This window comes from Pseudomonas hefeiensis (assembly GCF_030687835.1).
Taxonomy (GTDB): Bacteria; Pseudomonadota; Gammaproteobacteria; order Pseudomonadales; family Pseudomonadaceae; genus Aquipseudomonas; species Aquipseudomonas hefeiensis.
Genome location: NZ_CP117449.1, coordinates 2,530,318 through 2,553,887 on the forward strand (window position 1 = coordinate 2,530,318; position 23,570 = coordinate 2,553,887).

At 51.3% G+C, this 23,570-nt stretch carries 19 protein-coding genes and 2 pseudogenes; 12 read left to right on the forward strand and 9 right to left on the reverse strand.

Going from position 1 to position 23,570, the window contains the following annotated elements; translation table 11 throughout:
* Positions 1-9: 9 nt before the first annotated feature.
* From PSH57_RS11285 to pcaF, 4 genes are read right to left on the reverse strand one after another with little or no spacing between them, the layout of a single operon-like run.
* Positions 10-1,344, reverse strand: coding sequence for an aspartate aminotransferase family protein (locus tag PSH57_RS11285; RefSeq protein WP_305389541.1), 1,335 nt, complete (start codon positions 1,342-1,344; stop codon positions 10-12).
* A 2-nt stretch (positions 1,345-1,346) separates the two neighbouring features.
* A complete protein-coding gene (locus tag PSH57_RS11290; RefSeq protein WP_305389543.1) occupies positions 1,347-2,000 on the reverse strand; it encodes a 3-oxoacid CoA-transferase subunit B in 654 nt (217 codons plus the stop codon).
* 2 nt (positions 2,001-2,002) lie between these two features.
* Positions 2,003-2,671, reverse strand: coding sequence for a 3-oxoacid CoA-transferase subunit A (locus PSH57_RS11295; protein WP_305389544.1), 669 nt, complete (start codon positions 2,669-2,671; stop codon positions 2,003-2,005).
* Positions 2,668-3,885 (reverse strand): 3-oxoadipyl-CoA thiolase, encoded by a 1,218-nt coding sequence (gene pcaF, locus PSH57_RS11300; protein ID WP_305389545.1) that lies wholly within the window; start codon positions 3,883-3,885, stop codon positions 2,668-2,670. The genes PSH57_RS11295 and pcaF overlap by 4 nt, the downstream gene beginning before the upstream one ends.
* A 369-nt stretch (positions 3,886-4,254) precedes the next feature.
* Between pcaF and PSH57_RS11305 the strand changes: the two genes are divergently transcribed.
* From PSH57_RS11305 to PSH57_RS11355, 11 genes are all read left to right on the forward strand, one after another.
* The gene (locus tag PSH57_RS11305; RefSeq protein WP_305389546.1) at positions 4,255-5,754 is read left to right on the forward strand and encodes an aldehyde dehydrogenase; all 1,500 of its coding nucleotides are present in this window, start codon (positions 4,255-4,257) and stop codon (positions 5,752-5,754) included.
* Positions 5,755-5,827: 73 nt separating this feature from the next.
* Positions 5,828-7,897, forward strand: coding sequence for an oxidoreductase (locus PSH57_RS11310; RefSeq protein ID WP_305389547.1), 2,070 nt, complete (start codon positions 5,828-5,830; stop codon positions 7,895-7,897).
* Positions 7,898-8,017: 120 nt separating this feature from the next.
* Positions 8,018-9,205, forward strand: a complete 1,188-nt coding sequence (locus tag PSH57_RS11315) for an ABC transporter ATP-binding protein (protein ID WP_305389548.1) — start codon at positions 8,018-8,020, stop codon at positions 9,203-9,205.
* Between the two features lie 33 nt (positions 9,206-9,238).
* A complete protein-coding gene (locus PSH57_RS11320) occupies positions 9,239-10,279 on the forward strand; it encodes an ABC transporter substrate-binding protein (protein WP_305389549.1) in 1,041 nt (346 codons plus the stop codon).
* A 57-nt stretch (positions 10,280-10,336) separates the two neighbouring features.
* Positions 10,337-11,581 (forward strand): ABC transporter permease, encoded by a 1,245-nt coding sequence (locus PSH57_RS11325; RefSeq protein ID WP_305389551.1) that lies wholly within the window; start codon positions 10,337-10,339, stop codon positions 11,579-11,581.
* On the forward strand, positions 11,581-12,378 hold the full coding sequence (locus PSH57_RS11330) for an ABC transporter permease (RefSeq protein WP_305389552.1): 798 nt from the start codon (positions 11,581-11,583) through the stop codon (positions 12,376-12,378). The genes PSH57_RS11325 and PSH57_RS11330 overlap by 1 nt, the downstream gene beginning before the upstream one ends.
* An 18-nt stretch (positions 12,379-12,396) precedes the next feature.
* Positions 12,397-13,710, forward strand: a complete 1,314-nt coding sequence (locus PSH57_RS11335) for an NAD(P)/FAD-dependent oxidoreductase (RefSeq protein WP_305389553.1) — start codon at positions 12,397-12,399, stop codon at positions 13,708-13,710.
* Positions 13,711-13,738: 28 nt separating this feature from the next.
* On the forward strand, positions 13,739-14,563 hold the full coding sequence (locus PSH57_RS11340; RefSeq protein ID WP_305389554.1) for an IclR family transcriptional regulator: 825 nt from the start codon (positions 13,739-13,741) through the stop codon (positions 14,561-14,563).
* 19 nt (positions 14,564-14,582) lie between these two features.
* On the forward strand, positions 14,583-15,914 hold the full coding sequence (locus tag PSH57_RS11345) for an aspartate aminotransferase family protein (RefSeq protein ID WP_305389555.1): 1,332 nt from the start codon (positions 14,583-14,585) through the stop codon (positions 15,912-15,914).
* A gap of 20 nt (positions 15,915-15,934) precedes the next feature.
* The gene (locus tag PSH57_RS11350; protein ID WP_305389557.1) at positions 15,935-16,294 is read left to right on the forward strand and encodes an ethanolamine utilization protein EutQ; all 360 of its coding nucleotides are present in this window, start codon (positions 15,935-15,937) and stop codon (positions 16,292-16,294) included.
* 52 nt (positions 16,295-16,346) lie between these two features.
* Positions 16,347-17,132: an IclR family transcriptional regulator domain-containing protein gene (locus PSH57_RS11355; RefSeq protein WP_305389558.1), complete on the forward strand. Its 786-nt coding sequence runs from the start codon at positions 16,347-16,349 to the stop codon at positions 17,130-17,132.
* Positions 17,133-17,568: 436 nt separating this feature from the next.
* On the opposite strand, the pseudogene PSH57_RS11360 reads toward PSH57_RS11355, so the two are convergent.
* From PSH57_RS11360 to PSH57_RS11370, 3 genes and pseudogenes are all read right to left on the reverse strand, one after another.
* Positions 17,569-17,712: pseudogene (locus PSH57_RS11360) on the reverse strand (ExbD/TolR family protein); the annotation flags it as partial.
* Positions 17,713-17,728: 16 nt separating this feature from the next.
* Positions 17,729-17,965, reverse strand: a pseudogene (locus PSH57_RS11365) (integrative conjugative element protein, RAQPRD family); the annotation flags it as partial.
* A gap of 625 nt (positions 17,966-18,590) precedes the next feature.
* Positions 18,591-19,025, reverse strand: a complete 435-nt coding sequence (locus tag PSH57_RS11370) for a CBS domain-containing protein (RefSeq protein WP_305389559.1) — start codon at positions 19,023-19,025, stop codon at positions 18,591-18,593.
* Positions 19,026-19,406: 381 nt separating this feature from the next.
* On the opposite strand from PSH57_RS11370, the gene PSH57_RS11375 reads away from it, so the two are divergent.
* Complete coding sequence (locus PSH57_RS11375) at positions 19,407-19,586, forward strand: hypothetical protein (RefSeq protein WP_305389561.1); 180 nt, start codon at positions 19,407-19,409, stop codon at positions 19,584-19,586.
* A 674-nt stretch (positions 19,587-20,260) separates the two neighbouring features.
* On the opposite strand, the gene PSH57_RS11380 is transcribed toward PSH57_RS11375, so the two are convergent.
* Positions 20,261-22,225: a DNA topoisomerase III gene (locus PSH57_RS11380; RefSeq protein WP_305389563.1), complete on the reverse strand. Its 1,965-nt coding sequence runs from the start codon at positions 22,223-22,225 to the stop codon at positions 20,261-20,263.
* Between the two features lie 275 nt (positions 22,226-22,500).
* A complete protein-coding gene (locus PSH57_RS11385; RefSeq protein ID WP_305416580.1) occupies positions 22,501-23,016 on the reverse strand; it encodes a hypothetical protein in 516 nt (171 codons plus the stop codon).
* Positions 23,017-23,570 lie beyond the last annotated feature (554 nt).

The following is a 23,570-nucleotide window of genomic DNA, read 5'->3' on the forward strand; positions in this document are numbered from 1 at the left end:
TAAGGCATCTCACTCAATGGTGTCCATGCTCACCAACACGTCATCTACGGCCCCCTCTACCGCCTGAGTGATGAGATCGATGTCTTCATTATTCATCGGCGTGGACAGTGCAATGAGGCCGTTGTTGGCGACTAGCACTCCACGGTTAATCAGCCCATGAACAAATACGGATAACCTTCGAGCTGTTTCAGTGTCTTGAAAGGCCGATCGATAATCTGTTACATCGCTGGAAGTAAGGTGTACTTTAATCAGCGAGCCCATTCCAACGGCCTTACCGGCAAGCTTTCGTGCAGTTAAGATTTTATTGATCGCTGCTCTAAGCTTGGATCCCATCTCATCCAAATGATCGAATGATTTTTGATCCAATAACTGCATGGCTGCCAATCCGGCGGTCATAGAGATGGGATTGGCCGAGAAGGTGCCTCCATGGGGTAGCGCGGGTTTGCCGTTTGTAGGATCAAAGACCGCCATGACGTCTTCACGCCCACCTACAGCACCGATGGGAAATCCACCACCTATGATTTTACCAAAGGCGGTCAAATCGGGTTTGACGTCCCAGATCGATTGGGCTCCCCGGTAGCACAATCGAAAACTGATGACTTCGTCAAAGATCAACAAGGCGCCGATTTCTTTCACTGTATCTACGAGCGAATTAATAAATTGCTGCGAAGCTGGGATTAATCCTGCGCGGTTTGGAATTGGGTCGATCAGCACAGCTGCCAGCTCACCAGCATGCAATCTTAGTAGTCTGACGGCGCTCTCGGGATCGTTAAAGGGAATTGTAATTACGTCTGTGAGGACGGAGCCAGGTGTTCCTTTTGCATATGGCACGGAGGAAGGAGTGTCGTCTTCGCCCCATTCTTTCGGCCTGGGATCAAGACTTACTTCTGCATAATCGTAGGAGCCGTGGTAAGCCCCTTCGACTTTGGCGATTTTAGCCCGGCCGGTAAAGGCTCTAGCGGCTTTAATTGCCATCATCACCGCCTCTGTACCAGAGTTGGTGAACCGTACCCGATCGATTGATTCAACTCGACTACACAACAACTCTGCTAGATCGATTTCCGAAGCCGTGGGCAAGCCGAATGCCGTTCCATTCTCTAGCTGTTTTTTAACTACGGCATTGATAATAGGGTTCGCATAACCGTGAATGTGAGATGTGAAATTGTTGATACAGTCGATTCTGACATCACCATCTGCATCCCATACGCGACATCCTGCGCCTTTGACGGCGTAGATGGGATAGGGCTTCATGTACACGGTTGTACGCGTATTGCCTCCTGGAAGGTATTTCAATGCACGCTCATGAAGCTTCGCCGAAGCAGAGTCGAAACTAGGATAATACATGGTTAGTCCTCGACCAGAGTGTCGCTGATAAATTCCAATTGGGTCAGATCCATCAAATCAGCAATGGTCAGACCCTCGATCAGATTTCGGGCGATAACTCCATTTGGGGTGATGTCAAACGTTGCCATATCCGTGTATACGCGGGACACGCAGTTGAGGGCAGTGAATGGGTAGCTGCATTTTTTCACGAGCTTGCTCTCCCCAGATTTGGTGAAGAGCTCCATCATCACATATACATTTTTCGCTCCAAGTGCTAAGTCCATGGCACCGCCGACTGCCGGGATAGCATCTGCATCACCCGTATGCCAATTCGCTAAATCACCATCTACGGATACTTGAAATGCCCCAAGAACGCATATGTCCAAATGTCCACCCCGCATCATCGCGAACGAGTCTGCATGATGGAAATAGCTTCCGCCGGGAAGCAGGGTGACCGGCTGTTTACCGGCGTTTACCAGATCACCATCGATTTCAGCTTCGGGTGGGGCTTTGCCCATTCCAAGAATCCCGTTTTCGCTGTGCAGAATTACTTCTCGATCATTAGGTAGATGGTTGGCCACTAGTGTAGGAAGACCGATACCCAAATTAACGTAAGCACCTTCTGTGATATCTGCAGCAACCCGGGCTGCTATCTCGTCACGAGTCAATTTTTGCATGATCATCTACCCCCCACGCAATACACCCGCTGGATATGAATTCCTGGTGTGATGACTGACTCGGGATCCAGCTCTCCTAGATCGACGATTTCCCTAACCTGCACGATTGTGGTGGCTGCAGCAGTTGCCATGATCGGATTAAAATTTCGGGCAGCTTTGCGATAGGTAAGATTCCCCCAGCGATCAGCACGATCAGCTCGAATCAGTGCAAAATCAGCTTTGATTGGGTACTGGAGGAGATAGTTTTTACCGTCGATGTTTCGCGCTTCGACACCCTCCGCGAGCGGTGAGCCATACCCAGTTGGTGAATAGAAAGCACCTATCCCTGCGCCAGCTGCACGGATCCGTTCAGCAAGATTGCCCTGTGGAACAAGCTCAAGCTTGACGTCACCTCTTCTGTACATTTCATCGAATACATAGGAATCCGCCTGGCGGGGGAAGGAACAAATGATTTTCCTTACTCGCTTCATTTTCAGAAGGGCAGCCAGTCCGACTTCGCCATTGCCCGCGTTGTTACTGACAACAGTGAGATCTCTAGACCCTTGGGCAATTAAAGCATCAACTAGCGTAGTCGGCTGACCAGAAGGGCCAAATCCGCCGATCATTATCACGGCTCCATCTGAGATACCGCTCAAGGCGTCCTCCAGGCTTGGCGAGATTTTGTTGATCACGAGTTTTCACCCCTCACATTCTCGATCACGATTGCAATACCCTGACCCACTCCGACACACATGGCGCAGAGAGCGAGTCGACCTTCGGTACGTTTGAGGCTGTGCGCAGCTGTTCCAACCAAGCGTGCTCCACTCATGCCCAGGGGGTGCCCGAGAGCAATGGCTCCACCATGCGGATTTACACGTGGGTCATCATCATCAAGATTCAGACCTCGTGTTACCGCGAGAGCTTGAGCGGCGAATGCTTCGTTTATCTCTATGAGATCAAAATCATCCATTGTCAGGCCCAAGCGCTTTAACAGCTTCTCTGTTGCTGGTACTGGGCCGATGCCCATCATTGATGGTTCAACACCGATGGTACTCATTCCGAGAATTCGTGCGATAGGCCGCAAATTGTTGGCGTTGATCCCAGCTTGGGATGCAATGAGCAGCGCTGCGGCGCCGTCATTAATCCCCGAGGAGTTACCAGCTGTGACGCTGCCATTGGAGGTGACTATTGCTGGCAGCGCGCTTAACTTGTCTACGGAAATCATTCGAGGATGCTCATCACGGGAAACTGCTATCGGGATGTCATTTCTCTTCTGCTGCACTAGCACTGGAATAATTTCGCTGTCGAAGACGCCGGCGGCTTGTGCTTTGAGTGCTTTAGATTGGCTTCGAGCCGCGAACAAATCTTGATCTTCTCGGGAAACCTCGTAGCGGTTAGCAACGTTTTCCGCCGTCTCAGGCATCGAGTCGACGCCATATAGACGCCGTATCTCATTGTTTATAAAACGCCAACCGATTGTGGTGTCGTAAAGGTCGGTACCTCTTGCGTAAGCACGGTCTGCTTTGGGCATAACGAAGGGGGCACGACTCATGCTCTCAACACCACCAGCAATGACTATTTCGGCTTCTGCGCAATGCAGCATACGAGCGGCATACCCAATCGCGTCCATTCCAGAGCCACATAGCCGATTCAAGGTTACAGCGGCCACATCGACCGGTAATCCCGAAATCAATGCCGCCATTCGCGCCACGTTACGATTGTCTTCTCCGGCTTGGTTGGCGCAGCCAAGAATGACCTCTTCGACCGCATCCATACACAGCGTTGGGCTGCGCTTCATCAAGCCTTGAATGGCTACGGCAGCCAAGTCATCAGGTCTAATCGATGACAGAGCGCCGCCATACCTCCCAATCGGTGTTCTCACAGCGTCGCAAATGAATGCATCCACGGAACCGCCCTCTCTTGGTATTCATCACCGTTGAATGTTCAATATATGAACATCATGTTCGTCTATTAAACTATTCCCGACGGCAGATAAACGTCAAGAAAAAAATACTCGGCCCAAAATTTAGCGCGATGGTGGGAATTTTAGCGAAATCTTCTACAGGCCTTACGGCGTGCGATGACGCTATCTGACACGAAATCGCACTATTGCTCGATAAATTGGGCGTGGGATGGGCACCTGATAACAAAACGTTATAACCAGGAATTTTATGATGCGTTTTTGACTTTGGCGTGGCTAGAGATTGTGTTGACAGCTTCGAGCGAAAGCAGTCAATGTATTTAAACGGTCACTTATACCGATAACCGGAACAGGATGAATTTGATGAGTACCACCAATTGGCGGGAATTGGCTGCATCGTTAAAGATCAGGTCGAAGTTGTTCATCAATGGTCAGTTGGTTGATGCACAGTCAGGAAAAACGTTTGCTGCAATTAATCCGGCTACGGGTAAACCGATTGCCAACGTAGCAGCAGGAGACGTAGCGGACGTCGATGCGGCGGTAGCCTCTGCTCGCAAAGCTTTCAACTCTGGAAGTTGGTCTCGCAGAGCACCGAGTGATCGTAAGAAAGTACTTCTACGCTTTTCAGAGCTAATGCTTGCTCATGGCGACGAAATTGCATTGCTCGACACTTTGAGTATGGGGAAGACCATCGGTGACAGCCGTAACATCGAAGTCCCAGTTTCAGCGAACTGCATAGCTTGGTACGGGGAAGCGATCGACAAAATCTACGATGAGGTTGCTCCCACCGGCAGTGATGCGTTGGCGCTCATCACGCGAGAGCCCATCGGCGTTGTAGGTGCTGTAGTCCCATGGAATTTCCCGACGCTGATGACTTGCTGGAAACTTGGCCCTGCACTGGCTGCTGGCAACTCAGTTGTGCTAAAGCCTGCCGAACAGTCCCCCTTGTCCGCCCTGCTACTGGCTGAACTCGCGCTTGAGGCGGGCATTCCGGAAGGTGTTTTCAACGTAGTGACTGGATTCGGTGAAATCGCTGGGCGTGCCCTTGGCTTGCACCGAGATGTCGACGCGGTAACGTTCACAGGATCAACCGAAGTGGGCAAGCTGTTCCTAGGCTATGCCGCCAAATCCAACATGAAGCGTGTCTCTTTAGAGTGCGGCGGCAAAAGTCCGCACATTGTTATGGCCGATTGCCCAAATCTAGATGAGGCAGCAATCGCTGCGGCCTATGGGGTGTTCTTTAACCAAGGCGAAGTGTGCAATGCAGGTTCTCGCCTCATTATTGACGAGGCGATCAAGGACGAATTCCTCGCCAAAGTCATTGAGATCAGCAAAACCCTGAAACCAGGCGACCCGCTCGATCCTGAAAGCAAACTCGGGGCGATTGTTAGCGAGTCACAAATGAATCGTGTCCTCGAATACATCGATATTGGCCGTAAAGAGGGCGCGCAAGTCGTGTTGGGTGGTGAGCGTGTACGGACGGAGTCCGGTGGTTACTTCGTAGAGCCGACAATCTTTGACGGAGTAAAAAATTCGATGCGCATTGCGCAGGAAGAAATTTTCGGGCCGGCGCTGGCAACGATCACGTTCAAAGGTGCTGATGAAGCGTTACAGATTGCTAATGACACGATTTATGGTCTTGGTGCAGCTGTGTGGACAAGCAATATCGATACTGCGATGTCAATGTCTCGTGGATTAAAGGCTGGTGTGGTCTGGGTTAACTGCTTCGACGAAGGCAATATCACCGTTCCGTTCGGCGGCGTTAAACAGTCAGGATTCGGCCGCGACAAATCGCTACACGCAATCGAGAAATACACTGATCTAAAAACCACCTGGATCAAATTGCGTAAGTGAAGACTGGGACGCCGCCCGGTCGGGCGGCGTCTTTGAGACGAAAATAAGATGACGACATCACTGAGATACTGTAATGGATAGTTCTCCTTTTGCTTCGCTTTTTGAACCGTTACAGATTGGCCCAGTCACGACAAGAAATCGGTTCTATCAAACTCCCCACTGCAATGGTATGGGAAACCTTCGTCCGGATGCTCATGCTCGAATGCGAGGCATAAAAGCAGAAGGTGGGTGGGGAATCGTGAATACTGAGAACTGCTCGGTGCATCCAAGCAGCGATTTGATGCCTGAGGTGCTTCAGACACTCTGGGACGATGGCGACATTCCTGTGCTGGCACGAATGGTTGAAGCTGTCCACGAACACAACTCTCTTGCTGGTGTACAGTTGGCGTATTCGACGTATTACAACGGTAATAGACTGACGCGTGAGATCCCCTTAGGGCCTATGTCTCGCCCAGTCAGCGGTTATCATCCTGTCCAGGTTCGGGCGATGGATAAGCAAGACATTCGAAATCTACATGACTGGTGGGCTGCTGCTTCCAGGCGCGCACTACAAGCTGGTTTTGACATCATCAATGTCGATTCAAACTTTTCAACGATTGCGTTTCAATTTCTCTCCCCTAGAAACCAGCGTAGCGATGAATACGGTGGCTCGCTCGTCAACCGTACACGTTTGCTCAAAGAGTTAATCGAAGTAAGCCGTGATGCGACCCAAGGCAAATGTGCAATTAGTGTACGTTTGATCATCGATGAGCTTTGCGGCCCAATGGGTTTGCAGGCAAAGGATGAGGGCATTGAAGCTATAGGACTTCTGGCTGAACTTCCTGACCTATGGGATCTGGTAGTCGGTACTTGGGCGGACGATTCACCGAGCTCGAGGTTCGCGTCAGAAAACGATCATGAACGTTTCATGTTGGGCATCAAGTCGGTGACTACCAAACCCGTCGTCGGTGTTGGGCGTTTTACATCGCCTGATACCATGGCCAGCATGCTTCGACGCGGGGTGCTGGATTTGATCGGTGCGGCACGTCCATCCATTGCTGATCCTTTTCTTCCCAACAAAATCAAAGAAGGGCGATACGAGGACATCCGTGAATGCATCGGTTGCAACATATGTGTCTCCAGTCATTTTGCTATGACCAATTTGAGATGCACTCAAAATCCTACGATGGGTGAAGAGTGGCGCAGAGGATGGCATCCGGAATATATCGCGCCCAAACAGTCCGAGAGCGAGATACTAGTGGTTGGCGCTGGGCCCGCGGGTTTGGAGTGTGCGCGAGCTCTAGGCCAACGGGGGTACCAGGTCACGCTCGCTGAACGCACCACGCAACTGGGTGGTCGGGTTACGCGTGAAGGGGAGCAATTGCCAGGGTTGCGGGAATGGTTGCGTGTTAGAGATTGGCGTATTACCCAACTCAACAAGCTACCCAACGTTGAAATATACATGGACAGTGATCTCTCGATTCCAGACATTGTTGAGTTCGGCGCTGCACACATAGTCATGGCAACGGGCTCCAAATGGCGTGCGGATGGTGTAGGGCGTGCAAATGACCGTCCCATCCCAGTAGATTCTTCGGTGCAAGTGCTTTCGCCGGACGACATCATGGATGGTGTACCGGTAAAAAAAGGGCCGGTTCTGGTATATGACGACGACCACTATTATATGGGAAGCGTCATCGCGGAGAAGCTGGCACGTCAGGGTTTTGAAGTCGTCATCGCAACACCTGCGGCAGAGATATCGGCATTTACAGCCAATACGTTGGAGCTCGCAAGGGTCGTCAAACACCTGGACGAGTGTGGCGTGGCATTGAGAACTCACAGTATTTTGGCGAGGATCGAGGGAGGTGAAGCACAATTACTCCATACGTACACGGGCCGCGCGCAACAGCTGACTATCGCAAGCGTAGTCATGGTCACGTCAAGGATAGCGAATGACTCCCTATTCTATGGCCTCCAGAATTTCATGGAGCAAGATGCGGGCAGTAAAATTTTAACAGTTGGAAGGGTAGGAGATTGTCTTGCCCCAGCAGCGATCTTCCAAGCAGTGTACACAGGCCACAAATACGCCCGAGATTTTGAAGCAGCTCCTGAAACTACCGTTGCTAAACGCGAGCGCGTTGGTCTTGAAAACGTGCGCCTTGTATAGAAAAGCTTGTAAAGAAACAATGCTCTTGAAGAAAAAAATAAATACAAAACCAGCATGATTTTGGGTCGAGTAAGTCCACCGCTGGCACAGGTTGTAGAAATTTCTCTGCCCTAGAGATGCATGGTTAACTTCGGAGGATTTGAAATGATTGCAGAAGGATCATCACCCTCAGTCAACCACCAGATTTTTGGTGCGGAAGTGACTGTCAGGGATACTTATGTGGACGGCGAGCGTCTGCAGGTATGCTTCAAAAATGTATGCAAAAGCTACGATGGTGCGAGTTGGGTCGTAAAAGATCTGAACCTGGACATCCAGAAAGGAGAATTCGTGTCTTTCCTAGGCCCTTCAGGTTCAGGTAAGACAACGACGTTAATGATGCTTGCGGGCTTCGAGCACCCCTCGGAAGGACATATCATTGTTGATGGTCTTCCTATTCAGGATTTGCCTCCTGAAAAAAGGGATATGGGGGTTGTTTTCCAAAATTACGCACTTTTTCCCCATTTAACGGTGGAAGAGAATATCGGTTATCCACTCAAGATGAGAAAAATCGTAAAGCCAGAAATTGAGCGGCGGGTCGAGGAAGTCATGAAGCTCGTTCAGCTCGATAAGATGAGCAAGCGCAAACCCTCAGAGCTGTCGGGCGGTCAGCAGCAGCGTGTTGCTCTTGCGCGTGCACTGGTTTTTGAACCGAAGCTTGTTCTTATGGACGAGCCGCTTGGGGCTTTAGATAAGCGTCTTCGTGAAGATCTCCAGCTTGAAATTAAACACATTTGTAATCGATTGAAGTTGACCGTCGTTTACGTCACCCATGATCAGGGCGAAGCACTGACGATGTCTGATCGTGTAGCGGTATTTAACAATGGTGTTATTCAGCAGTTAGCAACACCTCAAGATATTTATCAGCATCCCGTGAATACCTTCGTCGCTACTTTTGTTGGTGAAAATAATAAAATTCATGGTGTGGTCGAAAGTATTGTCGATGGGAAGGCCCGTGTGAAGCTGAAGTCTTCTCAGATAATCAGCGCTAGAGCATCAAATCATACGTGTGTTGGCGAGCAGTGCACCATAGTTGTTCGGCCGGAGAAAGTTAGGTTGACCCCAGTTGGAGGTGACTGTGCGATTTCCGGCGTTGTATTGGAGTCCGTCTTCTATGGCGATGAATTCCGCGTTCATGTAGACGTCGGCGGTGGGCAGGAAGTAGTTGCGCGGATGTCGGGAGAAGCAAGAAGCAGCGCGTACAAAGCGGGAAATAAAGTTATCGTGGAGTGGAATGCAGAAGACTCTGAAGCTTTGGACTATCTGCCATAAAAACACTGAAGTTGACGAACTAGGAGATACAAAATGAATAACGCCGCCAAATATGTATATATCGCATTCGCAGCTGGCTTTTGTTCGACATCGTACGCCGCCGAGTCGCTTACAGTGACATCTTGGGGAGGTGCGCTCCAAAAACACCAAAGCAGTGCATTCATGGAACCTTTTGCGAAAGCTTCCGGCATCAAAGTGAGCCAGGACGAGTGGAGCGGCGAGCTGGCTAAGTTACGGGCAATGACAGAAAGCGGCTCTGTCGTTTGGGATGTGATCGATGTTGATCCACAAAGCGCCGAGCAAGCTTGTGGCCAAGGTCTGCTAGAAAAATTGGACTACTCCAAGATCGTAAAGCCTAGCTCGCTGGTTCAGGGCGCCGTGCTAGAGTGTGCCGTTGGCGTCAGTTCGTACGCGACGATCCTTGCTTACAACCCTGCAAAACTGAAAAACGTTCCGAACACTATCACCGATATTTTTGACACAGAGAAATTCCCAGGTAAGCGTACTTTCCACAAAAGTCCGGTAGATACCTTGGAAGTCGCTTTGATGGCCGATGGCGTCCCACCTGAAAAAGTGTATGAGGTGCTTGAAACGCCGGAAGGTGTAGACCGGGCGTTCAAAAAATTGGACACCATCAAAAAAGACATTGTTTGGTGGGAAGCTGGGGCTCAACCGCCTCAACTGTTGAAAAGTGGCGAGGCCGTAATTGGTTTGGCCTGGAACGGTCGAGTTGGCGACGCTAATAAGAACGAAAAGGCAGGCTTGGGCATCGTGTGGAACGGGCAAATTCAAGGATTCGATATGTGGTCGATTCCCAAAGGTTCAAAAAACCAAGATGCGGCCTATAAGTTTATTCAGTACACGCTTAACACGTCTAACAATGCCGAGCTATCGAAATATGTTGACTACGGCCCAACAGTGACGGACGCGTTGAAAAATGTCAGCCCTGAAAAGCTTAAAGATCTCCCGACTGCTCCTGAAAACATGAAGAGCTTCCTTGTCCAGAACGCTGAGTTTTGGGGGCTGAATGGGCCTGAATTAAGCGCTCGCTTCTCTACCTGGGTATCGAAGTAAGTAAAAGGGTACACGGCGTGCCGAAAGTACACGCCGTGTACCGCGAGGGGAATCGTGATGAATTCATTTGAAACGTCCATAGTTTTACCTACTAAAGACTCGATAAAAGTTCGAGGTGTGCGTAGACGATTATTGGCGATCGCACCAGCACTACCACTGATTATATTTTTGGCTGCATTTTTTTTGCTGCCGATTTCTGCGATTTTTTTCTATTCGATTCAGGATGATGCGATAAGCAATTCATTACCTCGTACGACCGCGATTATCAAAGGCTGGAGCAAGGGTTCACCTCTCCCGACCGATGCATACGAGGCTGTCGTACGAGATCTTGTCGAGCTGAATTCATCTGGAAACATAGGTGCCCTTTCTCAACGAGTAGGTAATGAACTTGTAGGAGGGCGAGCAGTTATCATCGGAACGATGAAAAAGTTATCGGCTCCAGCGTCTGGCGAGCAAGCCGACTGGCGGCTAAGGCTTGAATCAGCACATCCAGCATGGAAGCAAAAAGCGGTATGGAGCGTTATAGGAAATGCAAGTAATACCAAAAGCTTTTTCTATCTTAAATGGGCTACTGATCAGTTAGAGAAGTTAGACGCATCAGGTAAAATTTCAAGTGATCAAGGCTATGCTTTCCTTGAAATGTTCAAACGAACTGCGCTAATCAGCCTCGGGGTTACTCTACTGACAGTGCTGTTGGGTTATCCGCTTGCTTATGTGATGGTTGAAGCAAAGGGTAAGTGGGCCGCCATATTGCTGTTAATGGTGCTTGTTCCATTTTGGACATCGCTGCTGGTGAGGAGTATGTCTTGGGTGGTTTTGCTTCAGTCTAATGGTGTAGTAAATATGCTATTGCAGTACATTGGATTTAGTGATTCGTCGATTCAACTACTTTACACCCGTTTCGCAACTGTCGCTGCCATGACACAGATCCAACTTCCATTCACGGTGTTACCGATGTACAGCGTAATGAAAACAATCCCCAGGACACATGTGCGAGCAGCACGTTCTCTGGGGGCTGGGCCGCTAACAGCCCACATTACCGTATTCCTGCCGCAGGCACTCCCTGGCATTGCCGCCGGGGCGTTGCTTACTTTTATTCTCTGCCTGGGGTATTACATCACGCCCGCACTGGTTGGTGGTGCTGCTGACCAGATGGCGAGTTATTACATCGCCCGATTCGTCAACGAAGAACTTAACTGGGGACTTGCTTCTGCTCTAAGTCTCTTGCTAACTATTGCTGCTGTTTTGATAGCTATCCCGCTGTGTCGTCAAATCATGCGTCGTAATGGAGGGCGAATCTAATGCGTGAATACAACGATCTTCCGCTAATTGTCAGGGTGGTTATGTATACGCTTGTGGGCGTGATATTGGTTTATCTATCGGCACCGCTGCTTCTGGTTCTCCCTATGTCGGTGAGTAGCGACCCTTGGTTTACATATCCCTTGCCAGGAGTGTCGTGGCGATGGTTTGAGGCTTTTTTCAACAATCCTTTATGGATCAGTTCAATAAAAAATAGCCTGATTATCGGAGTATGTACGACGTTGTTGGCTACCACGCTGGGAACTAGCGCTGCTATTGGTTTGATTAACCCAAAGTTTCCGTTCAGAAACGCTGTCTTCGTTCTGATATTGACTCCTTTGATTGTCCCGGTAGTAGTCTCTGGGCTTGGCTTCTATCTGTTCTTCTCGAAGATTGGGCTGCTTCATAGTTTTCCTGGAATAATTCTCGCTCATACTGTTCTTGCTACGCCTTTCGTGGTTGTTACAGTAACGGCCACCCTGAGCCGATTTGACTTTAATCTTATGCGTGCGGCAACCAGTTTAGGGGCAAGTAGGCTAACAGCTTTTCGTACCGTAATGCTTCCACTGATCGCTCCAGGAGTGGTCGCAGGCGGAGTTTTTGCTTTCATTACTTCGTTTGATGAAGTAGTCGCAGTTCTGTTTATAGCTGGCCCAGAACAAAGAACTTTGCCTAGGCAGCTGTTCAGCGGGATGAGGGAACAGTTGGAGCCGACGATTATTTCGGCTTCCGTAATAGTGATTATATTAACTGTGGTTCTCATGCTGTTGGCAGGCCGCCTCCAGCGTCAAAAGGTCTGAAGGGTTGGTGGTGCTGATATGATCGATAAAAAGTTTTTGACTGCTGATTTTAGAGAACTACCATACTGGTGGGATAAAGCCCCCCTGACGCCTGAGTCCGTTAATGAGTTGCCTGCCAGTGCAGATGTCGCTGTAGTGGGTAGTGGCTTTTCCGGGCTTATGGCCGCGTTGACACTGGCCCGCGCCGGCAAATCAGTTGTGGTGATTGACTCAGAAAACTGTGGATATGGGGCTTCACGTCGAAACGCTGGGTTTTTGGGGCGAACTCTAAAGCGCAGCCATGAATGGCTATGCAAAGAGAAAGGGGAAAGTTACGGCGATGCTGTCTACGCTGAACTGAATAGCGCTCTGCACTTAGTAGAAGATATCGTAGACTCTGAAGGGATTACGTGTTATCGCAATACATGCGGACGCTTCATAGGCGCTAACTCAATTGCTCACTATCGTCTACTTGAGAAGGAATTGGCTCGAAATCGGGCGGTTCTTGGGTCTGATTTCGAGATGATCCCCCGCAGTGAGCAGCACCGCGAAATACAAACAGATGTTTATTTTGGTGGCGCTGTCATCCCAGATCTGGGAAGCATTCATCCTGGCTTATATCATGACGGTCTCGTCAAACGCGCCCGCGAAGCAGGTGTTGTGTTCATATCGCAAACGAAGGTCAAGTCCATTGGCAAAAGTGGAGAGTTTCGCCAACTCGAGACCACACGTGGTTCGATAAAAGCACGGGACGTCGTGGTAGGCACCAATGGCTATAGTGCTGAATTGATGCCTTGGCTTCAGCGACGGGTAATTCCTTTCACGGGCTATATGATTGCCACTGAAGAGCTGCCAGCAGGCAAGGTGGAAGAGCTGCTTCCTAACCGGCGAACATATCTAGAGACTGTGATGAATATCAATTTCATCAGGCCCGCTCCAGATGCCAACAGAATCCTGTTCGGGGGCATGACAGGCCGAAATGTCCCAGGGCCAATGGATCTGGCAGGAGATTTGCGGAAGCTGTTGCTGACCATTCTCCCTGGCCTCGGTGACGACCTTGCACTGAGCCACGCATGGTCGGGTAAATGCGGGGGGACGTTCGATTTTATGCCTCATATAGGCGTTCAAGACGGGATCCACTATGCGGTAGGGTACAATTTTGCTGGTGTTCCTATGGGAACATACTTCGGAGTCAAAATGGCCCAAAAAATCTTAGGCATGAAAGAAGGGTATTCTGTGTTCGAGACCCAAGCCTTCCCAACCATGCCGTTGTATCGCGGGAATCCTTGGTTTGTACCGCTTACGATGAAAATGTTCGACGTAAAAGACCGTTGGATTTCGTTCGCCGGATAATTATTTTATAAGTTTTAGGGTGAATATTATGGATAAGCCATTAGAAAGATATATTCGTACACTTGAGGTTCTTTCAGGTTTCCCTAATGGCCTTTCGCTTGCCCCTATTGCAGAGATTCTTGATTTGCCGAGAACTACAGTCCACAGGTTGCTGAAAGGACTTACTGAGACTGGGATGGTTGAAATCATTGATCGTGGCGCGATTTGTTATCAGATAGGCCCTCGGTGCATAAATCTTCTTTACATGGGAGCGACAGAAGAATGGGTGAGGAGTGTATGTCAGCCCATTCTTGAAGACTTGGCGATGCAGACGGGTCAGTCATGCTTCGTTGCAAAGCTGTCTGGAAATTTTGTGCGAAGCATTGCAATTATGGGGCCCGACACGCGGGTACGAGGGTATGTTTTGCCGGGAAGTGAAGTAGTTCTTCACGCTGCATCGTCAGCAAAAGCAATTCTTGCTTTTCACTCATTGGAGCGTGTATCACAGATTTTGCCTAATCCACTGCCAAAGCTAACGCCTAATACGAAAGTTGACATGGCCGAAATTATAAAGGAATACGAAGTTATAAGAAAATCTCGAATGGCCTATTGCATAGGTGAGGATGTTGAGGGGTATGCCGGTATTGCATCGCCGATTGTTATTCCTGGTCAATCCGTTATCTATGCCATTGCGTTAACGGGAAGCATCGATTCTCTTATAAATCGTGGCCGTGACCTAAATGAGCGTCGTATAAAAATTTCTGCCGAGCGATTGGCTCAGGCACTTTCGTCCAAATTATCTGGGTTGTCTGACTCAATTCCCGGCGAGTCGGTTAATGCTACAACCGCCTACGATGGCGCACTGAAAAAATAAGATTGTTCGCGAGGTATTAATGAGCAAAATTCTCCATCGCACGTTGAATAGCACACTTTCTGTCTTATCTTCTGGTCGAGGGGTGTGGGTAACTGATAACAAAGGTAACTCCTATCTTGATGCCTCCGCAGGTGGGGTTGCTGTCACATGCTTGGGCCATGGCAATGACCGCGTCATTGCTGCCATTGCCCGGCAGCTGAATGAAGTTAGCTATTTTCACACCTCGTTCTTTACCTCCGACGTTGCCGAAGAGCTGGCCGCGTCGCTTGTCGCTGAAGCTCCTGGTGATCTCTCCCAGGTGGTCTTTTCGTGTGGCGGATCTGAAGCCGTCGAGGCCGCGCTGAAGTTGGCTAGACAGTATTGGGTGGAGAAAGGCGAACTAGGGAGAACTGAGGTTATTTCTCGCCACCAAAGCTATCACGGCGGCACACTGGGTACTCTCGCTGTGGGTGGAAATATACCGCGTCGAGAAACCTATTCACCTCTACTATTCAGTGCGCACTTTATCACTCCATGTTATCAGTACCGGCTGGCGGAAGACGGTGAAACTGAGGAGGAATATGGAATTAGGGCTGCTGCTGAGTTGGAAGGGAAAATCCTCGAACTCGGCCCGGAACGAGTTGCTATGTTCATTTGTGAACCCGTCGTTGGAGCAACGCTTGGTTGTGTGCCGGCAGCGAAAGGTTATCTCAAAGAAGTTCGCCGAATATGTGATGCATATGGGGTTGTTTTGATATTTGATGAGGTGATGTGCGGCGCGGGTCGTACAGGTACCTACTTCTCTTGTGAATATGACGGCGTATTCCCTGACATCATGGCGATTGCCAAAGGCCTGGGAGGTGGGTTTCAAGCAATTGGCGCCACACTTGTCTCGGAAAAAATCGCTGATGCCATCCAAAGTGGCACTGGATTACTTAAGCATGGATTCACGTACATGGGGCACAACGCTTCCTGTGCCGCCGCATTGGAAGTTTTCAGAATAATTCATCAAGACGATTTACTTTCTAATGTGAGGGCGCGTGGGCATCAACTTAAAAGCGAGCTGGAACGAAATTTCGCTGATCATCCACATGTTGGAGACATTCGCGGAAGGGGGCTTTTCGTAGGGCTTGAATTGGTCGCCGATAGGAAAACCAAGAAATGTTTTTCTCCCACCTTAAAAGTTAATGGCAGTCTAAAGAAGCGGGCATTTGCAAACGGATTGTTGATTTATCCAAACGGCGGTACTGTCGACGGATCTCAAGGCGATCATGTTGTTTTTTCTCCCGCTTATACTGTATCAGAAGAAGAAATATCTCAGATTGTGAAGCGATTCAGTCGCAGTCTTGATCAGGTTTTTCATTATATTTAATATCTCTAAAGGTGAGTAGCATGTCGGAAGTTGTCCACATCAAAAAAAATAGTATGGATTTTTCACCTTTCGGTGGCGCCGAGAATGAAGGTAAGGCTTGGCTGGCTAGGGCAGTGAATGGCGGTTTGAGCAAGACTATGGGGGCTGGCATCCTCCACCTCAATGGTTGCGATATTTCGTGGACTCTACGCTACGACGAAGTTTGTGTGGTCTTGTGCGGGAATTTCTTGCTACACGTGGGCATTGATTTGCTCTCAGCAGGCCCCGGTGACATCATTTGGATTCCCAAAAACACCACGGTCTCTTATAGTGGCGAAGGTGCAGAGGTCTTTTACGCTCTTTATCCAGTCGATTGGAGTACTCGCCCTACAGATGCCTAGGCATTGGTAGATTGCCAACTTCAATCAAAATATTTATTGTATTTGGCGCAATATGCAAAATAACAATCAGATTTCTCCGGCTCCAAGCGACTCTTACGCTCAATCATTCGCGCGCGGGCTTTCCGTGATCTTGGCGTTTGGGCCTTCGACACCATTAATGACGTTGACCGAAGTCGCAGGTGTAACGGGTTTGACCCGCGCAGGAGCACGGAGGATTTTGCTCACACTGGAGTATTTGGGTTACGTAAGTCAGGAAAATAGAAAGTTCTCACTTACTCCAAAAATTCTGGATCTCGGATATTCTTACCTTTCGGCGAACCCGCTATGGGAGTTGGCCACCCCTTACATGGAGGAAGTTGTTCAGCAAACAGGGGAGACTTGTACCATATCCGTTTTAGAGGGCAACGATATTGTTTATATTATGCGGGTTGCCACTCATCGTATAATGTCGGTTAATTTGTCCATTGGTTCAAGATTGCCGGCTTGGGCTACATCTATGGGGCGAATTTTGTTGGGGGGAGTTACGGAGAAGCAGCTGGATAGTATTCTTTCAACGAGTAATATCATAGGTTTCACACCTAGAACTGTCACGGATATTGAGTCCCTTAAAAATATTATTGCGCTTTCTAGACAGCGTGGTTTTTGCTTCGTCAACGAAGAGTTAGAGGAGGGACTGCAATCAATCGCAGTGCCAATCTTCGGTCGAGATGGTCGAATTATCGCGGCCATGAACGTGGGTGGTCATGCAAACCGAGTTAACAGGGCAGGGTTGCTCGAAATTGTTCTTCCTCATTTGCAGAATGCTGCTTTCAAAATCAGTCAGTTATTGAAGGTCTAACGGGCGTTACCGATATCGCCTTTTCTGCGTCTTTCTGTGACACCAAGCCGCAAAGGTGAGTGAGCCGCTCCATTGAATGATCCTAGCGTGCACAGTTGCGGTACGGTCAGACCCCATGGCGCGGTAGAAGTGGCCCATCCTGAGGAAGGTTTGTAAGCTGCCGTCCAATGCCGCTACCTAGATTTATGCTCACGGTGTAGGCGCCGACGCCGAATCGACCCACGTGCGATGCAAGAATGACCTACCTCAAAATCGGCATTAATCTGGAGCGGACAATAGTTTGCGAGGAATCAGACGGGTAGTGATCTCTGCAAAATCACCCGTCCCCACCACCACCACAACTCACGAACATGCGGGGGCGCAATAACGAGAGACCGCGCTATCGTTTTCGTCGGTTCAACTCCTGAAAACCGTGACGTTTCTAGCCATCGATAAACTACTTCGCTGTAATCACCGAAAGCTTGGTAATCCCCGCTCGCTCGATGGACGCCATGGTCCGGGCCACTTCGCCATAGTTCACTCCGTTGTCGGCCTGAAGTTGCACGCGAACTTCGGCGTCTTTGGTCTTGGCCGCCTTCAGGGTGTGGTAGTCATGCTCATGGCGAGGGCCCCACGGGCGGCGTGTCGAGGCGGTAGTCGCCGACCAGTTCCGCGGGGTCGCGTGGTTGGGCGCGGGAGGGGGACAGGTAGCCCTGTAGCCCTTGGCGGATGCGCTGGAAATCCTGAGCCAGGCGGGGGTAGTCGAAGCGATAGCGCGCGTCGGGTTCAGCCGTGCTGGCGGTCTCGGCACGGGTGGCAAGCCGTTCGATTGTGTCGAGCTGCCGCAGGACTAGCTTCGTCGAACGGGTAACGAAAGATGATGATCGCTTGGCTCAGGCTGTGTGAAAATACATACACCGTTTTGTAGTCTGAGTTGCTACGTAAAATCTACCAGCGTCTGATTAATCCTCAGACCTAAAACTTTCATGGGCCCGCGACTTTCGTTCCAGTCCTGACTGTCAAACCTGCCCTAAAATGTTTTCACACTACCTCGATCGTTTTCCGCCGGTCGCGACAGCCAGAAACCGGCCGATTGTGTTGAAAAGTCGACCTGGCTTGGCTAGCCATACATTGAGTGGTGAAAACGCCGCTTTTGCACGCTGCTACGTCAAATCTGAGCCCTGAACTTTCTGCGCAACACATGGATTTCAATCTCGGACGCGTATTTTTTCTACCGTGGAAATCGAAGCTGACTGTTTTCAACTGAATCGACCCAAGCGGCCTGTGCGAAGCCAGCCAAAGGCCATAGCTAATTGGCGGAAATGGCAGGTAGCAGATCCGCCTTTTCGGCTGTGAAGTGCGCTTCGATACACAAGGTTGGCGCCAGGCCATGGGTTACAGCAATATGGACATCCAATGCATGGACAAACGTCGGTCCGATATTCAACTACGTTCAGCGTGGCATTCAAACGGGACATATCACTCTCCGCGAATGTACTTTTGAAGGTGTTCAATAAGATCTCGTTGTTCAGTAATAATTTCTTTGACCAAGTCTCCTATGGAGACAATACCAATGACCTTGTCGTCTTCTACAACGGGAAGATGACGTATATGACCTTGTGTCATCAGTTGCATGCAGCGTTGCGTGGATTCCTTTGGCGTGACCGTAATGACCGGAGTGCTCATGATGGCGCTCACCGGCGTCGCCACTGATGCGCGACCGAGCAGGACCAATTTTCGAGCATAGTCGCGCTCACTGACGATACCGACGAGATGGTCGAGCTCCTGGACGATGAGTGCCCCCACATTCTTTTCAGCCATACGACTTATGGCTTCGAACACTGTGGCGTCAGGAGAGATTGAATGAGTTTTTTCTTGTGCCTTGGCGGCGAGAGCTTGTGCAACGATTCTCATGTTAGTTTCCTAGTCTATGCACATCGACTGTCCTTCCAAACAATAGGTCTGGCGGCCTCTTCGGTGCTTGCGCAGAGAGCCTCGGAGCGAGGCAGAATCAGCCCCGATCCATGGCGTTTATCAATTGAGTCGGCGGTTCGTGAAATCCTGCACCGAAATGTCAACCACCGACTTGACTCGTGGTTATTCAGCACGCGTCGATAGTTCAGAATGCTGACTCCGTCAGGCGGATGATTCAGATGTCACAGCCGATATCAGCGTGCTTCGGCATAACGCTGATGGCTTCTTGGGGTTGGTTGGCGTGGGCCATGATGGTTTCTCCTGTTACATGGGAAAACGGCGACACACACTCCCTGGACGGGGAAGTGAGCCCCCGTCAGGGTGGGTAACGTAAAAGTCAGCAACGAACGACCCGTCAGCGGCAAGCCGATGACGAGCAGGATGCTGCACCTGGGGAATAGCGGTACGGTCGAAGAGCGTCCGCGGGAAAAGTCCGAGGACCTGGGGGAGTGGGCATTCATCACCGCTGAAACGGTAACCGTGCGCGCCTCCGAACGCTGATCGCACTTGGGTCAACCACCACGAACGTGGCGTAGCCTTAAAGGTTCTGGCTACCTGGGCTGGGCCGTCAACGACAGCGAACCACCCCCTTTCTATAAACCTGGCAACGTCGCGCGTCAAGGCGCTGCAAGCCGATTGTTGACACCTGGAATACAGCGGCAATTAGAGGACTGAATAAAGTGAAGAGGGGCCCGGCGGGGGCCAGGCGAGGAAGAGAAAAACCACCTTTGACGGTCTTGCGCAGTCGAACGGCTCCTCGCAAAGCTTGATTCACTGCGTCATGATTCGCCAACCGACCCTTGTCGTGGCCTGGGTCGGAACCTACTGGCACGCATCCGCGCACAAAGGGCGCCCAGTATTTACCCGATGGGCGCCGGGGCTGAATATGAGCGTCGAAGCGGATGACCGCTATTGCCTGGCAGAGGCAACAGGGTGCATCCGCCACCACGATCAGGTCGAGCATGTAGTGGGGAAATTGTTCCACTGAGAAGAAGGCCCCGAACTCTGAGAGTCCGACCGAGCTACCCGGCGCTTATCGGTCTTGGGTCGCCATTGGCGATGCACCGAAACTACTACAGCAGAGACGGCGCGCCAACGTCAAGTCTGAGCTCAACGCCTAGGTACTGCCGAGCAGGGCACTTTGCGCAAGAGAAATCCTGATGTCTAGGCGGCCATCACTGTCGATGCGTCTCTTTTTTGAGGGGCAAAGTCCCCTTGCATGCCGGGTACCGGGAGCACGACCAGAACAGGCCCGACTTCCCTGTACGCTGAAGCATCGTGTTGTTGTAAACCGGACACCTCTGACCGGCTACGACAGGCGCCGCCAAGCTGAGCGTGCCACAGTGTTCGATCAATTGCGCAATCCAGCTTGCCTGCTTGGCGACGAACGCCTCGAGGGTCAGACGTCCTGCTTCGATTTCGTCCAGAGCCTGTTCCCAGATCGCGGTCATTCCCGGATCGGCGACTGCGGCCGGTACCGACTCGATCAGAGTATGGGCCGCTGCCGAAGCCTTTAGGGCGCGTTTGTTCTTCAGTAAATAACCACGGTCGATCAAAGCCTTGATGATGCTGGCGCGGGTGGCTTCGGTGCCGATGCCGGTGGTATCCCGCAGTTTCTGTTTCAGGCGGGGATCGCTGACAAGTTTGGCCACGTTTTTCATGGTCTTAATCAGCTCGCCTTCGGTGAGTGGTTTGGGGGCGGTGGTGCGCCGGTCCTTGAGTTCGACATCGCTCACGGTGCATTGCGTACCTTGTTGTACGGCGGGGAGTACCTGGGACTGTTGGCTCGGCTCATCGTCTTTGGTTCCGTCGTCGTCGAGCAAACCTTTCCAACCGTGGACCAGAATCTGTTTGCCCACCGCGGTTAGCCGTTGGCCGCCACACTCCAATTCGACCTGGGTCCGATCAAACTCATGATGCGGCAGAAATTGCGCCAGGTAATGGCTTCGGATCAGTTCGTAGACTTGGCGCTCGGGTTCGGACATCCGTGCCAGGTTCGCTGGCTCAGTGGTGGGGATAATGCCATGGTGCGCGGTAACTTTGGCATCGTTCCAGGCCCGTGAGCGCAACGAGCGATCAAGTCTGCCGAACGCGCTTTGCAAGGCTGGATCGGTGGTGAGCAGGGCCTTGAGCACTGCAGGTACCTCGTCGAACATATTCTCGGGCAAAAAGCGGCAATCGCTGCGCGGGTAGGTGGTGGCTTTGTGGGTTTCATACAGGGCCTGGGCGATATTCAGGACTTCCTGAACACCGAACCCCAGTTTGCGCGAGCAGACTTCCTGCAGCGTGCTCAGGTCGAAGGGCAGAGGCGGTGCTTCGCGGCAATGCTCAGTCTGCAACGAGAGCACTGTGGCGATCTTGCCGCCAGTGATCGCTTGGAGTGCCTGACGGGCAAGTGTCTGCTGCAGGCAACGACCTGCCTCATCCCGTCCTGAGCTGGGCGGTAACCACGACGCGATGAAACGCTGACCCATCGAGGACAGGTTCACCTCCACGTCCCAATAAGGCACCGGGACAAAACTGGCAATCGCACGATCCCGATCGACCACCAAGCGCAGGGTCGGGGTCTGCACCCGTCCCACCGACAGCACCCCGTCGTAACCCGCACGCCGACCGAGAGGGGTAAACAGCCGACTCAGGTTCATGCCAATCAGCCAGTCGGCGCGGTTGCGGGCGAGGGCTGCATGGTAGAGCGGAAAGGTCTCCTCGCCGGACTTCAGTACGGCCAGGGCTTTGCGAATCGATGCCTCGTTGAGCGCGGACAACCAGAGGCGCTGAAGGGGCCCTCGATAGTGGCAGAGCTCCAATAATTCACGGGCAATCATCTCACCTTCGCGGTCGGTGGCGATCACGACGCTGGAGGCTTCGCTGAGCAGGCGCTTGATGACCTTGAACTGTGCGTTGGTCTTGGGTTTGATCTCGACTTTCCATTGTTTGGGAATGATGGGTAGCTGATCCAGCGACCAGTTCTTGTACTGCTCGCCATAGGCTTCGGGAGGGGCGGCCTCGAGCAGGTTGCCGATGCACCAGGTGACTGTTGCATCACTGCCAATTAGGCAACCCTCACCGCGCCGGGTGGCGCCCAGTACTTTGGCGATGTCTCGACCTTGTGGGGGTTTTTCGCAGAGGGATAGACGCATAACACTGCTCCAGATGGGGTCCAGAGCAGTGTCGAGGGAAACAGCAGAGGCGGGCAATGAGAAACCTGAATACCAGGCTCACCACATTTTTCATGCCGGGAAGTCCGGAACCGTAGGGTGGCCTTCAGGCTCACCCGAGGCGCACCTTGCAGGCAGTCGCCCTTCGCTTTTGGGTTGATTACGCCTTGCGCTTCCTGGATTTTGCGGCTGCTGAAGAACCCTGGCTATTCGCCCGGGCTGTACTGTGTTCGCCGCGTTTCTCAGGCGCCGCCTGTTCACTGGATGTGTTCGCTACGCTCGCTAAGCGGCCTCTGCTCCAGAGCTACTGCTTTTCGTTCAGACATTTGGCGTTGCAACTTAGTGCATTCTTGCAAGAGGGCATCACGCTCGGTCTGGAGGGAAAGGTAAGCTGCCGGCTTGATGTTTGCGTGGGTGTCGTCGTCTGAATCGAAGAGAAATTCAGGTCGTTGATCTGGGGAGTGACGTTGCATCCAGAGGCGTAAGTCAGCATGGCGTACTGTTAACGAAACAGACTCCAATGGAGTTCCCATCGGCACTGAAACACCGAAGTGGCCATAGGGCAACTCCCCGTTACGCATCGCATCATAAAGTCTTTCAAGATTGGCCTGAAGGCAGGGCCATTGGGGGAATAAGCTCCCGAGCCTCTTCGGGCAGTACCAGTCGGCTTTTACTATTTCGGCCTCGTATTGCACGAGCTCGCACCATCGCAAGGCGGCATCGATTGGTCGATAGAAGATTTTAGCTAGCGGATTGAAATTGTCGGCGTGCATGTACGGAAGGACCTCCATTTCTATGGATGGGCCTCCCATGGAACATCCTGCATCACTCACCGCGAGGAACTGCTGGCAGTGGTTGCTTAATCGGTTTTTAAATTCGGTGAGGCCATTCCATTTATCTACGACCCTACGTGGTTGGCTTTAACCTTAATCCTACCTATTTCCTTGGTTCTCACAGCAGGTCTCTGCGTGCCCGATCGGGTCCGGAAAGGCAGATATTTTACCTGTCGATGCCATGGCATCCTCTGTGACGATAGCCGGTTTCAGGCTGAGTTCAACCCGGTAGCCGAGAATTGAGATTCCGGCGCATCGCGGTTGCCGACAATGACGTTCTGCTCGGTGACTGAGCGCAGTAACCCAGGCTGAATTATTGAACCGTCTGATAGGGTCTGTTCCTCCTCCGAGGATTCGCTAAAGAGCCGCGAGCGCAGGCTGCACACCAGCGCTGGTGTGAACATGTTGTTCCAGGCACCTAGACAGGAAGCGCCGGTGAGCTGCATGCAGCGGATACAAGTCTGCACCCCACGGATAGTCCGTCTCATTGCCCC

What these genes read in the sequence shown, in the direction of transcription:
- PSH57_RS11285 (WP_305389541.1), bottom strand. Translation starts at nt 1,344, where the DNA reads ATGTATTATCCTAGTTTCGACTCTGCTTCGGCGAAGCTTCATGAGCGT.
- PSH57_RS11290 (WP_305389543.1), bottom strand. Translation starts at nt 2,000, where the DNA reads ATGCAAAAATTGACTCGTGACGAGATAGCAGCCCGGGTTGCTGCAGAT.
- PSH57_RS11305 (WP_305389546.1), top strand. Translation starts at nt 4,255, where the DNA reads ATGAATTTGATGAGTACCACCAATTGGCGGGAATTGGCTGCATCGTTA.
- PSH57_RS11310 (WP_305389547.1), top strand. Translation starts at nt 5,828, where the DNA reads ATGGATAGTTCTCCTTTTGCTTCGCTTTTTGAACCGTTACAGATTGGC.
- PSH57_RS11315 (WP_305389548.1), top strand. Translation starts at nt 8,018, where the DNA reads ATGGTTAACTTCGGAGGATTTGAAATGATTGCAGAAGGATCATCACCC.
- PSH57_RS11320 (WP_305389549.1), top strand. Translation starts at nt 9,239, where the DNA reads ATGAATAACGCCGCCAAATATGTATATATCGCATTCGCAGCTGGCTTT.
- PSH57_RS11325 (WP_305389551.1), top strand. Translation starts at nt 10,337, where the DNA reads ATGAATTCATTTGAAACGTCCATAGTTTTACCTACTAAAGACTCGATA.
- PSH57_RS11330 (WP_305389552.1), top strand. Translation starts at nt 11,581, where the DNA reads ATGCGTGAATACAACGATCTTCCGCTAATTGTCAGGGTGGTTATGTAT.
- PSH57_RS11335 (WP_305389553.1), top strand. Translation starts at nt 12,397, where the DNA reads ATGATCGATAAAAAGTTTTTGACTGCTGATTTTAGAGAACTACCATAC.
- PSH57_RS11340 (WP_305389554.1), top strand. Translation starts at nt 13,739, where the DNA reads ATGGATAAGCCATTAGAAAGATATATTCGTACACTTGAGGTTCTTTCA.
- PSH57_RS11345 (WP_305389555.1), top strand. Translation starts at nt 14,583, where the DNA reads ATGAGCAAAATTCTCCATCGCACGTTGAATAGCACACTTTCTGTCTTA.
- PSH57_RS11350 (WP_305389557.1), top strand. Translation starts at nt 15,935, where the DNA reads ATGTCGGAAGTTGTCCACATCAAAAAAAATAGTATGGATTTTTCACCT.
- PSH57_RS11355 (WP_305389558.1), top strand. Translation starts at nt 16,347, where the DNA reads ATGCAAAATAACAATCAGATTTCTCCGGCTCCAAGCGACTCTTACGCT.
- PSH57_RS11370 (WP_305389559.1), bottom strand. Translation starts at nt 19,025, where the DNA reads ATGAGAATCGTTGCACAAGCTCTCGCCGCCAAGGCACAAGAAAAAACT.
- PSH57_RS11380 (WP_305389563.1), bottom strand. Translation starts at nt 22,225, where the DNA reads ATGCGTCTATCCCTCTGCGAAAAACCCCCACAAGGTCGAGACATCGCC.
- PSH57_RS11385 (WP_305416580.1), bottom strand. Translation starts at nt 23,016, where the DNA reads ATGCACGCCGACAATTTCAATCCGCTAGCTAAAATCTTCTATCGACCA.